Origin of the sequence: Vibrio sp. 10N.261.55.A7 (genome assembly GCF_002877365.1) — a bacterium.
Classification (GTDB): domain Bacteria; phylum Pseudomonadota; class Gammaproteobacteria; order Enterobacterales; family Vibrionaceae; genus Vibrio.
Map to the genome: position 1 here is coordinate 29,258 of NZ_MCWZ01000286.1, position 15,928 is coordinate 45,185.

Annotated in this window: 10 protein-coding genes and 1 pseudogene; all 11 read left to right on the forward strand. The window is 42.3% G+C overall.

What is annotated here, in order from left to right; translation table 11 throughout:
• The first annotated feature begins 16 nt into the window (after positions 1 to 16).
• Positions 17 to 2,632, forward strand: a complete 2,616-nt coding sequence (tssH, locus tag BCU12_RS14400; protein ID WP_102404952.1) for a type VI secretion system ATPase TssH — start codon at positions 17 to 19, stop codon at positions 2,630 to 2,632.
• A gap of 24 nt (positions 2,633 to 2,656) precedes the next feature.
• Entirely contained in the window at positions 2,657 to 5,203 is a 2,547-nt protein-coding gene (locus tag BCU12_RS14405; RefSeq protein WP_102404963.1) for an MFS transporter, read from the forward strand.
• Positions 5,200 to 6,198: an ABC transporter substrate binding protein gene (locus BCU12_RS14410; protein WP_102404953.1), complete on the forward strand. Its 999-nt coding sequence runs from the start codon at positions 5,200 to 5,202 to the stop codon at positions 6,196 to 6,198. The genes BCU12_RS14405 and BCU12_RS14410 overlap by 4 nt, the downstream gene beginning before the upstream one ends.
• Positions 6,188 to 6,931, forward strand: coding sequence for a transporter substrate-binding domain-containing protein (locus BCU12_RS14415; protein ID WP_102404954.1), 744 nt, complete (start codon positions 6,188 to 6,190; stop codon positions 6,929 to 6,931). The genes BCU12_RS14410 and BCU12_RS14415 overlap by 11 nt, the downstream gene beginning before the upstream one ends.
• A gap of 77 nt (positions 6,932 to 7,008) precedes the next feature.
• A complete protein-coding gene (locus tag BCU12_RS14420) occupies positions 7,009 to 7,968 on the forward strand; it encodes an FHA domain-containing protein (RefSeq protein WP_102404955.1) in 960 nt (319 codons plus the stop codon).
• Complete coding sequence (gene tssJ, locus BCU12_RS14425; RefSeq protein ID WP_102404956.1) at positions 7,965 to 8,441, forward strand: type VI secretion system lipoprotein TssJ; 477 nt, start codon at positions 7,965 to 7,967, stop codon at positions 8,439 to 8,441. The genes BCU12_RS14420 and tssJ overlap by 4 nt, the downstream gene beginning before the upstream one ends.
• A gap of 52 nt (positions 8,442 to 8,493) precedes the next feature.
• Positions 8,494 to 9,825, forward strand: a complete 1,332-nt coding sequence (gene tssK, locus BCU12_RS14430) for a type VI secretion system baseplate subunit TssK (protein WP_102404957.1) — start codon at positions 8,494 to 8,496, stop codon at positions 9,823 to 9,825.
• A gap of 4 nt (positions 9,826 to 9,829) precedes the next feature.
• Positions 9,830 to 11,053, forward strand: coding sequence for a type IVB secretion system protein IcmH/DotU (icmH, locus tag BCU12_RS14435; protein WP_102404958.1), 1,224 nt, complete (start codon positions 9,830 to 9,832; stop codon positions 11,051 to 11,053).
• 23 nt (positions 11,054 to 11,076) lie between these two features.
• On the forward strand, positions 11,077 to 14,466 hold the full coding sequence (tssM, locus tag BCU12_RS14440; RefSeq protein ID WP_102404959.1) for a type VI secretion system membrane subunit TssM: 3,390 nt from the start codon (positions 11,077 to 11,079) through the stop codon (positions 14,464 to 14,466).
• Between the two features lie 24 nt (positions 14,467 to 14,490).
• Entirely contained in the window at positions 14,491 to 15,246 is a 756-nt protein-coding gene (locus BCU12_RS14445) for a serine/threonine-protein kinase (RefSeq protein ID WP_102404960.1), read from the forward strand.
• 395 nt (positions 15,247 to 15,641) lie between these two features.
• Positions 15,642 to 15,928 (forward strand): annotated as a pseudogene (locus BCU12_RS14450) (tripartite tricarboxylate transporter substrate binding protein); the annotation flags it as partial.

Sequence of the window (15,928 nt, forward strand, 5' to 3'; positions counted from 1 at the left end):
ATACAAGGAAGAAAGTATGACACAAGTGACCTTAACCAATCTCGTAGGAAAGCTCTCTACGCCGCTTAAGCAAGCCTTAGAAACATCGGCTGGTGCAGCTATGAATCAAGGAGTACCAGCCATTGAAGTTGAGCACTGGTTACTTCAATTGTTATCTCAAAAAGATAGTAATTTAACTAATCTGTTTGATTCTCAAAAACTTCCACAAGAAGAGCTAGTAAAAGAGTTGACCATGAAAATCACCCTTCTGACGAAAGGCAGTGAGGGCCAACCGACATTAAGTCACGCTCTAACTGAGCTTGTAAAAGATGCCTGGATGATTGCGTCTGTGAACTATGGACACGGTGAAATCGTGAGCCTGCATTTAATTCAAGCGCTCTTACAACAAAACGTGATGGGTGTGAAAACACTTGAACTAAAATCGCTCGACGCGCTATCCATTGAATCTCTTCAAGGACTCATAAGAAAGACAGCGATCGCTCGCGCTGCGTCAGGCTCCGCCGGTTCCTCTAATGGCGTAGACACGACACCATCGGGTAATGACGCGCTAAGTAAGTACACCATTAACCTCACTCAACAAGCTATTGATGGAAAAATTGACCCTATATCAGGACGAAATTCTGAAGTTCGAAAAGCGGTTGATATTCTTTGTCGAAAACGCCAAAACAATCCAATTATGGTGGGTGAACCTGGCGTGGGTAAAACCGCCGTTGTTGAGGGGCTTGCCCTAAGAATCGCCGCCGATGAAGTACCAATGGCGCTTCAAGGTGTGCAAATTCATTCTCTTGATCTCGGTCTACTTCAAGCAGGGGCTAGTGTAAAAGGCGAATTCGAAAATCGTTTAAAAGATGTCATCAATGAAGTTAAAAATTCAGAAGTGCCTATTATTGTTTTCATTGATGAAGCGCACACGCTCATTGGTGCAGGTGGCGCAGCGGGCCAAAATGATGCTGCCAATCTACTGAAACCGGCACTTGCTCGCGGAGAGTTCAAAACAATTGCCGCGACAACATGGGCAGAATACAAAAAGTACTTTGAAAAAGATCCAGCCCTAACGCGCCGTTTCCAAGTTGTGACTATAGAAGAGCCGAGCGCAGAAGATGCTATGCAGATGCTGCGTGGCGTTGCGGCTTCTTTACAAAGCCACCATGGGGCATTCATTGCTGAATCGGCAATTGAAGCCTCGGTAAATCTTTCCATTCGTTACCTTCCAAGCCGCCAACTTCCTGACAAAGCGATCAGTCTTCTCGATACTGCCAGTGCTCGAATTGCTTTAACTCAAGGAGCAAAACCAGAGGTCATCGAAAGCCTTGAACAAACGATTAAGTATCAGTCCAATGAGAAAGCGGCGCTCGAGAAAGAGCAAGCGCTCTTTGGTCACAGCGAAGAAGCGATAATTGAACTCACTAAACTGATCGCTGAAAACGAGACTAGCCTCGCCGCTTATAACGAGCGTTGGGAAAAAGAAGTTGAGCTAGTTGATCAAGTTAAACTTGTTCAGCAAGAGATCACTGAACAACAAGAAAATGGCGAAGTAGAGACAGGCAAACAAGCAGCGCTGACTTCTCTACTTGACCAATTAGGAGAACTTCAAGGTGAAGAACCACTTGTAAACGCAATGGTTGATGACAACACCATTGCCCAGATTATTGCTAACTGGACGGGTATCCCTGTCGGTAACATGATGAGTGATGAAATCGCCAAGCTCTTGACCCTTGAGAGTGAGCTAGACAAGCGAGTCATCGGTCAGAATGTTGCAAAACAAGAGTTGGCCAAGGCAATTCGCATATCACGTGCTGGCCTGACAGATAATCGCAAACCCATCGGTGTTTTCCTCATGTGTGGCCCAAGTGGTGTGGGTAAGACTGAAACGGCGATGGCCCTTGCGGAGCAACTTTACGGAGGAAGCAATGATTTAACCGTTATCAACATGACGGAATTCAAAGAGGAACATAAGATTTCTATGCTTCTTGGTTCACCAGCTGGTTACGTCGGGTTTGGTGAAGGTGGCGTATTAACCGAAGCGATTCGTCGAAACCCATATTCCGTCCTTCTTTTGGACGAGATGGAGAAAGCGCACCCTGGTGTTCACGATATGTTCTATCAAATCTTTGACAAAGGCAGTATCAAAGACAGTGAGGGGCGTTCAATTGATTTTAAAAACACCATTATCATCATGACTTCCAATGCTGCAGACCAAGCCATTTGTGACGTCTGTGAACAATCTGAAGGTCGAATCGATAACACTGAGCTTTTAGAGTCAATCCGCCCAGATCTGCAACAATACTTCAAACCTGCATTTTTAGGCCGAACAACGATCGTCCCGTATTACCCACTCAACGATGAAGAGCTAGCAAAAATCACAGAAATTTCGCTAAATCGAATCAAAAAGAAACTAGCAGAACAGTACCAAGCCACCTTTAAATGGGATGAAAGCTTCATTGAATTCGTTGTTAATCGCAATAGTGATCCAACAACGGGTGGACGAGCCGTTGAGCAAATCATTAATCGATCGCTCATGCCTAAATTGGCGGAAGAGTGTATTTCACGTTTAAGCAAAAACGAGCCTATTTCTGCAGTGAGTGTTACAGGTAGCACCTCACCAGAAGGTTTCTCGTTAGCAATTAGTTAGAATTAGGCAGTAGGTATAATGGCGATGGATAATAGACATACGCAATACATAGAATTGACGCTGAAAGTGAAGTTGATACTTGCTATTACAGCCGTATTGCTCTTTTCCATCGCCCTTAACACAACCTTGAACTACTTAAACTTTGAAAAAAGGCTCAATGAAACTTCTGATTCCACGTACCAAATAGTCGTTGAGGAAACACATAGTGACATTAATCAAGCGGTTAGTCTTGGGTTAAGCTTGGCATCCATCAGTAATATTCAAGCTATTTTGGAAAGACGAATTCAACTCGTTGAAGGAATCACTTACATCGCAGTTCGTTCAGACGTAGGCGATGTCTTGTTTTCAACGGGAGAAACAACCAATCAACCTGAGCGAAAACTCAGTGTTGATCTATACAATACGTTTGATGTGAAAGAAGGAAAGTTAGAACTCCATTATGCGACAGCGCCGCTCAACCAAACTAAGCAATCACTTCTCAGTAAACAGATCCTCATTGCTGTTTTTTGGCTATCCATCACATTAGGCATTGGCTTCATTGCTATTCGTCACCTGTTAGATATTTTCCTCAAGAAAATTGATCAAGCAAGTCAACTTTTGACAGAGGAAGAAGCCTCTAAGGAAGAAACTCTCAAGCAGATTACGAAAGCCCACCAAATCATCAATGCAAGTTCAGACCGTTCCAAATGGATGCAATGGACGTCTAAGCATTTTCCACTCGTCATCATTGGAATCGCAGTCAGTCTAACCTTTATTGCGAATGTTGGACTTTCTTATCAATCAATGAATGCCTTCTCATCTGTTTATGAGAGTAAGCTAGAGCAGAAATCTAACCTTATCGGGGATACTTTATCGAGTGTCATTCATCGCCTGATAGAAAATGGCGTTCCAATCGATAAACTGAATGGTCTAGAAGAAGAGTTTTCTAATTATACCCAGACTCACGATGAAATATTACACATAGCGCTGTTCAGTGGTAGAGAAGAGCTATATCAGTACCCTACTCACTCTAACTCAAATGGTAGAACACATGTATTGGCATTACCTGATGAAAGCAATATTCAATTAGAAATAAGCACTAATGATAATATTATCCTAAACCTGATCAAAGAAAGCTTTATGGACATGGTGACGGTTTTAATCGCATCTTGCTTAGTCGTTATAGAAATCGTTCTTTTTACCTGTCACTTCTTGATACTTGCACCATGGCATCAGCTAAAACAAGTTTTTATGGCTGTGAATAGAGACATTGTTAATCATCTAGCAGCCATTTTATCAAAGGATGAAATTGGGGGACTTCTTAAAAAAGTAAATATCAAGGTGTCGCAGTTAAACCCTACGCAACCGACTAAACAACTCTCTGCGCTCGATTATCGCTTTATTCGATTACCTCTCTTTTTGCTCGTATTTGCAGAAGCATCTTCGCTCGCCTTTTTTCCGAATTTCGTTGCAAGCTTACCTAACAACCTAACTTGGATACCAAAAAGCTTGGAAACAAGCATACCAATTTCTCTATTTATGCTGTGCTGGGCGATATCGCTCCCTTTTGCAGGGTATTGGTCAGATAAAGTAGGTAGGCGCAAATCACTCATTGCAGGCGCTTGCCTGACTGCTATAGGCCTGACATTAACGGCTTTTGTTCCCAACATGCTCACGTTACTCATAGCGCGAGCTGTTACAGCGGTTGGTTACGGTATCGTATTCATTTCTGCGCAAGGTTATGTCACCGATACGACCAATGATGGAAATCGCACAAAAGGTATGGCGACCTTTTTATCTGCATTTTTCTCTGGTTCTCTTTGCGGGGCCGCCATAGGCGGAATCATGGCCGATAAATTGGGATATTCCACCACCTTCCTATCTGCCGCTATTTTGGCGTTATTAAGTGCGCTTTTGGTTATGCTGTTTTTTGCTCAAAGCCAATCTCAAAATTCAAGCAAGCCTGTACAACTTTCCGACTTCAAGATTTTGCTAACCAATAAGTACTTCGCTCTAATTTGTGTGCTTAGCGCCATCCCAGCCAAAATTGTGTTAACTGGGTTCCTTTACTACATTTGCCCTGTTTACCTTCAATACCTAGGTGAAAGCAGCTCAATGTCAGGTCGCATCATGATGACTTACGGATTGTCACTCATCATCATTTCACCTTTAAGTGCAGCGTTAGTTGACAAGTATAAAAACAAACTGGTGTTTATCGTCTGTGGCGGTTTACTCTCAGCCATTGCATTAATCAACATCTTGATTCTACCCGGAACTTACGGTCTATTAATGATCGTCATTATCATTGGTGTTGCCCATGGCATTTGTGTATCACCGCAAATCCCTTTAGTTATCGAATTGCTCCGTGACCAAGGATTAGATAAAGGCAAAACAATCGGCATATTCCGTCTTATAGAACGAATTGGCAATGTCGCAGGGCCTATTCTGGCAGGTTTTCTACTCAGTCTATTTGGCTTTGAAACCACCATTCTCATATTTGGCGTAACGCTCTTATGCAGCTCAGTTGTTCTTATGGCCTTATATAGCCTTTTCGTTAAAAATGACAAACAGCAATTGGAGGTGACTCGATGAACAAGGTTCTCACCTTTATTCTTCTGCTCATGACATTGACAACGTCAAGCCAAGCTTTCTCGGCTGAAAATAAGCACGTAGTAATGCTTTTATGGCGTGGTGTCACAGACGCAGAGAAAGGCTTTATGGAATACCTTTCGAAGAGAATCGACGTTGACTTTACAATTTTGGATGCCGAAAGAGATAAGGAACAGCTCTATAAAAACATCCATTCGCTAGAGAGTATGGACGTTGATCTGGTTTATACATTTGGAACAACCATTACAAGAACACTGCTCGGCACTGTCGATGAGCCCACCGAGTTTCGTTATAGTAATATCCCCGTCGTTTTTAGTATTGTAAGCGACCCTGTTGGTTCAAAAATAATCTCTAACCAGTCTGATAAAAGAAACTTTACCGGCGTGAGTCATATTGTCCCTCACCACGTTCAGCTAAAATCAATCAGCAAGCTTGCCAATATTGATTCAATTGGCATCCTATATAACCCTCTTGAGAATAACTCCGTTGTAACAGCCAAAAAAATATCGGCACTCTCTGATTATTTTAATAAGGACATTGTTTTATATCCATTCTCTATCGAACAAGGTCGGCCGGATATAAACTCTATCGATAATATTGTGTCAAATATGCTCAGCGATGGAATCGACCTTGCCTATTTGCCACCTGACTCCTTTGTTATTTCATCTTCTAAAGCGATTGTTAGATCCATGCATAATGAAGGAATCGCAACTTTTTCATCGACAGAAGCGCCAATAAGAAATGGTCAAGCCTTAATCGGTATTGTTAGTCGATACTATAATGTTGGACAATTCGCGGCTTATAAAGCGGAACAAGTTCTCAATTCAAACATTAATATCAATAATATTCCTATTGAGTCGTTAAGTCAGTACTCTTATATTGTTAATATTGACGCAGCAAAACACTTAAACTATTACCCTCCGGTATCGGTGTTGAAAATATCTGAACTTATAGGGAATAACACTGATGGTAACTAGATTTAATTGGCGCAGGAAATTTGCACAGGGCTTGTCCTTATTTATATTAGGGGTAAGCCATGTGAGTGCAAATAATACTGCGTCAAATATTTATGGCCCTTCGCGACTGTTATTGACAACACAAGACTGGTCACCCTATCAAGAGTATAAAAATGGTCAGATGCAAGGCCTAGCGCTCGACATTGTCAAATGTACCTTGGGGAAAATGAGCCAGCCTTATAGAATCACGATGACTTCCTGGTCTGAAGCTCAACTTAAAGTCCATAGCGGAACTCAGCACGGTTTTTTTGTCGCAACCAATACACAAGAGCGCAACGAGTATGCCACACTGTCTGATCCTATCGCAGAGCAAAATCTATACTGGTACTTTGGCCCCGGTGTACCAGCAAAAATTGATGAGTTATCTAAACTAAGCCTTAAATTCTCAGCAAAATTTGGCTCTAACAAATGGTTTTGGTTAAAACGGAACGGATATAACGTCGTAAAGCAGCCCCGCGATGCTAAAGTATTATTAAAGCTACTAAAAAATCACGAGATAGACATCGCATTAGAAGACCAATTGGTTTTTGACACTGAAATTGAGCACGCGCTTCTGCCTGCTGATTATTTTAAATCAGAGCTTGTTGAAACTAAAGAAATGGGGGTTTACTTTTCAAATCGATTTCTTGGTCAATACAAAGGGTTTCTTAACAGCTTCAATCTAGCTTTGGCAAAGTGCAAAAACAACGGCTAGTTAATGATTGAGTTCCGCTGCGACAAAGATAAAAGCTAAAAATAGAGAGAATTCTAACGAATGAGAGAAAGTAACTGATGACCATTAGTGTTCATTTGATTTCAATACCCGAAGAGGAAGTGGTTTCCTCTCGAGTTATCTACTTGCCTGCAAGTGGAGGTGAATTCGGTCGTTCGCCTTCCTGCGATATTACTTTGCCCGACCAAAGCAAGCGTATATCACGAGTTCATGGCCGCATATCACTCAAAAACAATGGCTACGTTGTTAGCAATCTAGGACAAAATCAATCCATATTGAACGATAAACCATTGATTTCGGGGAAAGAGTATTCGCTAAATGATGGTGACATTCTAAATATTGAACAATACACCATGCTGATAAGCACTTTAGCCATTGGTGACACAGAAAATAGCGAGAGTAAGATCGGCAGTGAAACTGAAGAGCCAGCATTCGCCCTCAACCTCAAAGATGATGATATCGACTTTTTAGATCAAGTCAGTGAGCCAGCCGATACGAGAAAAGAGCCTAAGTTCTCACAGACAAATGTAATGAGTGATGACCCTTTTACTAGCGATCCATTTGAAGACTTTTCTGAGGAAGAGATTAGCGCGCATCAGGAACAGCAACCTAACGTCGATATACAGGAAGTCAGCCAAGGTGACATAAATTCATCTTCGGGACTTGAATACCTACCGATATCAGAAGGCCATTCAACCCAACTAGAAGACACACTCAACAAGCTGGTTTCTTTGACGGAGCAAAATCATCAGTATCTACGAAATCCGCCACTTCAACATGACGTTTTATTTGAAGCGCTGGAAAAAACTGTGGATCAATTCCTAAACGAATTTTGCCCACAACAGCTTGAGAGCCAGTTTAATAGTTACATTTCTAATGGCCTTTTCACGAGCCGAGAAAAAAAATACTGGCGTATTTACACAAAGCATTTTGAACATAGAAAAGATAACGGCGAATTTAGACGACAATTTAAAGCCTTGTTCATGGAAAACATGCAAAAACAGGGAGAAGAGAATTGAGAGGGATTTGGCTAGCGTTCATCACTGCTTTTCTGTTTGGCTGCTCATCGGATCCTGTGCCTACTTACACAACGCAAACTTTCGGTATTAAGGCTGACGCAACGATTAACCCTTCTTCGACGAGTAAAGGCAACCCAGTCGTCGTGAGACTGTATCAGTTAACTGCAAAGCAGGTTTTCTTGCAGGCGCCGTTCATCGATCTTTTTAACCAAGATGAGCAAGTACTATCAAGTAGTCTCATTTCAAAGCAGGTGCTCCCAATCGTGATACCTTCGAGTAACACAACCGTTGAGTTTGACCTAAATAAAGACACCCTGTTTTTAGCCGTGTTTGTAGAGTTTGCTAACTATCAACAAAGCGAGCCAAAAGTGATTAGTGCGTTACCAACAGAAGCCGAACAATACTTGCAACTTAACCTGATTGGAAACAAAGCAGCATTTGAGACCATTACCCCAGACACAGGCTGGTGGTAGATTCGTTTGAATCAACAACGAATTGTTAGTCTCAACGACATAAGGAATTATCGTGGACGCATTTAAAAAAGTAGTATGGCAAGAAGGTATGTTTATCGCTCCCCAGCATTTTCAACAACAGGATCGATACGTACAAAATTACATTCGCCAAAATGTCGAAACTCTAGCAGGTATATCACCATTCTATGGTGTGACGGATTTAAGCATTAATCATGATTTGCTCAAAATCAGTAAGCTGTCTGTAACACACTGTAGCGGACTGTTTCCTGAGGGTACGCACTTCGATCTTCAACATGAAATTGTGATTGATATTCCGCAAGGAACAATTGAACAAGTTATATTCTTAGCTTTGCCAATTTCTCTTCAAGGAAATAACGATTATAGCCAACAAAACAGTGACCAAAGCCGATACCTAACGCAACCCATTAATGTTTTTGACACCTCGACATCAGAGAACGCGAACGTCGAAATAGAGGTCGCTTCGCTAAACATCAGCCTCAAGTTTGGTCATGATGATTTGTCTGGCTTTACATTAATCCCCGTAGCCAAAGTGCTCGAGTGCGGTGAATCTGGCGACGTCATTCTCGATCGATCGTTCATTCCGGCTAGTCTTCATTACGGTGCTTCTCAGGTACTTCAGGAACGGACCAAAGAGATACATGCGCTTACCAGCAACAGAGCTAGCAATCTCATAAAACGTATTCAAGCGGGCCAAGGTCAAAAAAGCGCTCAGTCTATGATGCAAGATTACCTATGGCTACAAGTGCTCAATTCATGGCTACCGTGGTTCGATCTCACCATTGCTAACCCAAAGCTTCAAACTCATGAACTTTATAGCAAACTAAAGCAGTTCGAGGCACAAGTTCTCGCCTTAACGCCTGCTGTTCCTGATACTTGTAAGCCGCTTAACCAGCACGATTTGTATGAGTGTTTTAACCCATTATTTTCTAACCTTCGAAGTATGCTTACTTTAGTGCAGCAGGATTCCGTATTGGAGTACCATTGGGATATGTCGCTATTTGAAAAGCGCAGACTACTAAGAACCATCATCAAAGATCCCACCGCTATCGCTAACCGCCGCATAGTGCTTAGCGTTAAGTCCAACATTAATAGCTCTGATTTGAACGAACTCTTCCCTGTCTCTGCAAAACTAAGCAGTAACAGCCGTATCGTAGATATCGTTCGAAATTCGATGTCGGGTATCGAGATGTCTCCACTTCCTTTAGCGCCAAGTGAATTAAAGCCAATGCAGGGCGTATCGTATTTTGAAATAGATACAACCGATAAGACTTGGACAGAAATGCTCGATAATAGAGACGCACTAGCAATGCACGTTGATGCGCGAATCACTGAACTTGACGTCGTTCTGTACGCATTAAGGTAATAATATGGATTTTGTGGACGAAGATACACTCGTATGGGACAAATCAAATCAGAGCTTTACTAAGCCTGAAGACGTCGACACGCCAATTTCGAAGGTGCCTATCCACTCAGATTCACGGCAATCAGCTTTTTTGAACCACTTTGATAAAGCTGAAAACCAGCTTCTCAACATCAGTAGCTCCCTGCTTGGTACCGTTCTCAAAGTATCAACTATGCCCGAGCCATTTGATATAACTTCACTGCGTGAAGAGCTAATACACAATATCAATAGCGTTAAAGAGCAAGCGAGCAACCTCACCTACCCTGTCGCTGTCATCGATAAGCTGTGTTTTCTTTATGTCGTCGTGATTGACGAATTCATCATTTACACAGATTGGGGCGAAAATAAGGGCTGGGAAAATAAGACCTTGTTAAGTGAACTGTTTGGCATGAGAAATGGCGGAGAGCTGTTTTTTAACGTCATGGATAAAGCCGTCAGACAACCACACAAGATGATTGATTTGTTGGAGATCATCTACATATTTTTAAGCATTGGCTTTAAAGGTCAATATCGAGAGCATGGTAGCGATCAGCTAAAAGCATCCATCCACCAGCTTGAACAAATCATAAGCCAATACCGGCAATCAAGTCAGATTTACTGCCATACGAAAGTCTCTCTACCTAAGGTTAGAAAACCCGCAAGGAAAAGCCGATACCTGATTTCAACGCTCTTTTATACGGCCATAATTCTGACCAGCGTGGGGCTCACACAATATTGGTATGACGAGACTTTACCACAACGATCTCGTGACTTTACATTTTTGGAAGATTTCAGCCAGCGCTACATTCTCTCTAGCCAAACTAACGATATTGTCTACGTGAGTACCGACACTGATATCGAAAACCCTAATGAGCATTCAATTCAAGCGATAAGCCTAAAAACAATGCCATCAAAGAACTCTATTCGAGAATATACAAACGAAACGATACAAGAAGTAAGTTCAAATCAATCAGAAGTGAGCGAGGAAGTCCCCTGGTTAGTGCAGCTGGCTACGTTTTCATCAAGAGAAAACGCCACAGGATTTATTCAAAAACTCTCACCATCAAGCTACACGCCAGTCGTGGATGAATACAAAAGCTACTTTAGGGTCATAATACGAACCACCTCATCAGAGAGTGCACAATCAATCAAAGGTTGGTATCAAGATAACGATTCAATCAACGCAATCATCGTTAATAATGACCAATAACTTAAGGATAAAGTGACCCTATTATGCCTGATACGAAACCATCGCCTAAATTCAGCAAAACTAAACGAGTGGTCAGTTCACTCATCGTATCGCTGTTCGTCGCATTAATGACCATCACCGCAGCTTGGGGGTTAGACTGGCTTTCACACATTGTCGCGGTCGTTGCCGTCAGCCTATTACTCGCAACAATCTTTGGTCTATTGAGTTTCTGGATTCTAACAAGAACCAAAAAATCACCGAAAAGTAATAACCAGGAAAAGATATTACTTAAAAAACGCCAAAAGCTATTGGTTACGCATTTCTATCGAATGATGAAACTGCAAAATAGAAAAAAGGTGCGTTTAAGCCGTTATGATTTACCTATCTATCTACTGCTCAGCGAATCCCCTACTGAAGACCGCCGTATTATTAGCCAAATGGGCTACGAAGCCTATAAGCTCGACGATTTCGGTAATGATATCGAGTTCCCTATTCTATTTTGGCAAAGCGAACACTCTATACTGATGTCTATCAGTCTAGGGGAAGATCAACACCCAGAGTACATAAAAACACTGTGTAAATGCCTCAACAAATGGCGCCCTCGCCAGGCCATCAATGGCTTGTTACTCACAACCGATATCGCCTCACTTCAAACTAATGAAGAGCAAATAACCCAAAAAGCGGATGAGTTAAAGTCAACCATACAGACATTTAACCAAACCTTTGGACTTAACCTACCGATTTACAACGTCATCACTAACATGGGCAGTATCAGCGATTTCTGCCAGTTCTTTTCTTCATTTGATGAAGCAAAGAGGAACAACGTTCTAGGTGCTACGTTCCCATACGAGAAGCGAGGAGGCATAGACGCCAACTGGTTCTCTGATGAGTTTGATTATCTTACGAGCCAGCTCATCAGTAATGTTAATGGCGCCCTCGGGAATCAGCTAAATCAAGACTTTAGAAACTCAATTGTTTCAGCACCCTTTCAGTTTGGTTTGATCAAACAACAGCTACAGGCATTTTTACAGCGCCTGTATCGTGGAGAACAACTCAGTGATGGTCTTCAATTTAGAGGGCTTTATTTTACGCACAGCGGCGCTGAAAACAAACAAACCGATCTGCTAGCGAGTGTCGTTAACCATTCACTCGGTAACGAAAATTATTTGCACAGGCCTCAAATACCTGTAAACCAAACATTGTTTGCACAAAGTTTAATGACTCACGTTGTTCTTAATGAACAAGAGATCGTTGGGGTAAACAAGCGCAAAGAAAACACCATGTTCTTTGCTCAAACGCTTTACAGTTTGTTCGGTGCAGTATTGCTTGCCGCTACTCTCATCCTTATTAAGCTAAATTTTGATGACCAAAGCCAAAAAGAGTTGAGAGCAGACAGACAACTAGAGCGCTATAAAGAGGCGATATCCGCCGCGCCTTACGACATAGAAAATATGGCGGACAATATTCCTAACCTGTATTCGCTTTATCGCATTCACGCTTTATATTTGGAGCCGAAGCCCTGGTATAGCCTGCCCTTTTTACCCAATCCAACGATTGAGACACAAGTTAGACAGGCTTATTTTAATGAGCTTAAACAGGTACTCATTCCTTCTATGGAGAGCACTCTCGAAAAAGATCTCTTTGTCTATGTGAATCTTGAAGACCAAGCAAAAACACTGACATTGTTGAATAACTATCGGCTTCTGTTCAATGCAGATAAAACCAACGTCAACGAACTGAAACAGTATTTTGTTCATACGCTTCAAGAACAAGGCGCTGCGGATAGCATAAACACCGCGCAACTGTCACAGTTACTGTCCGATGTATTCGAACAAAACCTCATCCCAGTAAAAGCAAATGTCGACCTAGAATCGCTGGCCAAAAAAGTCATCAACCAAACCGGTGTGGAAATGCTGCTCTATGAACACATCGTTCAGTCAGAGCGATATTCTAAGCGCATCGATATTACTAGTGAGCTTGGCAAAAACTTTGATCAAGTATTTCGATTCTCCCCTCAGTTTGTTGGCTATTTAGTCCCTTACCTCTACACGCCTGCTGGGTTCAATGAAATCGATCTTTCCGTCGATTCACCATTAGTAAAAGAGGCGATTGACGCCTATCAAGGGATAGCAGGAACGGCTCCTAGTGCATTAGAAATGTACCGCATCAGCCGCGACTTACGACAGATGTACCAGCAAGACTACATCAACTACTGGCGTTCTGTGATTCAAAATATTGAAGCACAGACCATTACAGACCCTAGTGAACTTCACCGTACCATCGCGATACTCTCGGAACCTGCTCAAAATCCACTTTCTTTGCTCTATTCCACGCTGTCTAAATACACCTCGGTCGAAATGAGCGTAGAACCCGCAAAAGAAGAAGACAAAGATGCGGTTATCCCAGAACAAGACTCAGATAAAGTAGAAATGGCGCGTCAGATCTCTCTAAGCTTCTCTACCGTAAGAACGTTAATTACACCAGACAAAACCGACACCAAGCCAATTGACTCAATTCTTGTCAATCTTGCCGCTGCTCAAAATTGGCTCGACCAATTTTATCAAAGTACTGAGCCACAGAGTCTGGCGTTCAAAACATTATCAGCAACGTTAAAAGCTGATAACCCAATAACCGCTTTAGCTAATGTCGCCGCTAACCAACCTAGCTTACTGAAAGGCATTCTTGAAAACATCAGTACGCAAAGCAATGAAATGCTGCTGTCCCTTACTCACGATCACCTCAATAACACTTGGACAAGTGAGGTCTATCAACCTTACCAACAAACCTTGGCAAGTTTTTATCCATTCAGTTTGAAGTCGAGCAATGATGCCAGCGTTGCGGATGTATTCGCATTTTTCTCTAGTAAAGGGATCTTCGATACGTTCTACGATACTAAGCTGAAAATGTTCACCATTTCAGAGGATTCAAGCCCCTTTCTACCTGGGTTACTGCCAAATTCAGGCCTCGCTCTCGACCCAGATCTGTGGCAAATGATCAGCAAAGCGAAAGATATACAGCAAGCGTTATTCTTGTCTGATCCCACTCGAGTATCAGTCCAATTTCAAATGAAAGCCGTAGAGATGACGCCGGATCTGACAGAGTTTTCGATCACCAATCAAAAAAATCTGTTCACATATCGTCATGGACCGACATTCTGGAGCCAATTGACTTGGGCTGGAGAGGAACAACTTGAAGACAAAATTGACGTAGCATTGAATGCTCAGAATCAATCCGTTGCACAGGAAGCGTTTTCAGGCAATTGGAATTGGTTTAGGTTGATTGAACCTAGAGTAAAATCAGCTACCGCGCAAAAGACTCAGGTTCAGTTTGATTACGGAGACAGTAAAGTCACCATAGCCATTCGTACTCAAGGACAGATTAACCCATTCGTACCAGGCTTTTTTGCTGGTTTTAATCTGCCAAGTGGCATTTAACGAATAAAGAAATGGACAGTGAACATGCTTGGTTGTTCTATTGCTTCATCAGACGAAAGCTGCACCGTCCACGAAAAATACGCTAAAGCCACTACTTGGTTAGTTGAATCAGGTTATCTATTTCACCAAACGCTGAGGCCGCATGTTTACAAGGCCTCTCATCCAACACACGGTCAAGTCATCATCAAGTTCGCATCCAGTCTGCCTGGGCGTTATGGATTGAAACAAAGCGCTGAGTTTTTACACCTACATCAATCGGCGTATTGGCCAGTTGTCATCGATTACGGTTCTGCTCGACAAATCGATTGGCTAATTACACCTTACTTCGACGGTCAAACTCTCTCTTCACTATCTCTCTCTTCACTCTATGCCAGTGAGTCAGATGCCTGTGAAAGCGCTGATAAACCAGAGTATGTTATGGATTGCCTCACAACTTTTTGGCTAAATCCATTAGAATCAGCGATAAACGAGCTACATCGGTGTGGTTATGTTCATGGCGATATAAAGCCAGACAACATACTGATTGATCAATATTCCAACATTCAACTCATCGATTTTTCTTCTATCGCCCCTGTAGGCGCACAATTAGACTCACTACCCTTTCATTTTAATAGCCCTGGCTTCACTCCAAAAACCAAGCCACACAACCCAAAGTATGTGACGCCTAAAACAGATTGGCTCTCAGTGGCGGCGACATTATCTTCGCTGCTCAAACCATCTGCTCAGTCTTCTCTGTTGCTACCTAGTCGCTATCAAATACTTCTAGAACAAGGGTTTTAAGACCGTACCTCTTAGCTAATACCTCTAACCCCATGCTTCTAAGCTCATACCTTTAAACCATCGATTCAGCGTTGGCACTTTTTCTCAGCACTTCACAACTTTTCCTACCTCCGCTCATGCTCTTTGTCACAACGGCTCTCTCGTCAATCTTTGGATCGACTAATCTCGATACGCTTCTAGGCGTTTCTCATGACATCCAAAAGTCCAGTGAACTTTATGAACAAAACCATCGAAATGACCAATATTCTTTTTATCCACACATTAAAGACAAAAAATTAACATACACGTAACCTTAATCGCATCTACATAGTGATTCCCTACTCGCTATGCAGAAGAACATAACGATAAGCACGCATCTATATTGATTCGTGCACCTACCATAAGGAACGTGAAACATGTTTAAGGTATTAAAACCAACACTCGCCGCATCTGTCATTGCAGCATCATTTTCATTCGGTGCTTTCGCTGCCGATATGGAGAAAATCCACTTCATCATTCCTGGCGGTGCCGGCGGTGGTTGGGATATGACGGCTCGTGGTACGGGTGATGTTCTAGTGAAATCTGACATTGTTGAAAACGTATCATTCCAGAACCTTTCTGGTGGCGGTGGCGGTAAAGCCATTGCCCACCTAATTGAAACAGCTAAGCGTCAAGAAGACACATTAATGGTGAACTCTACGCC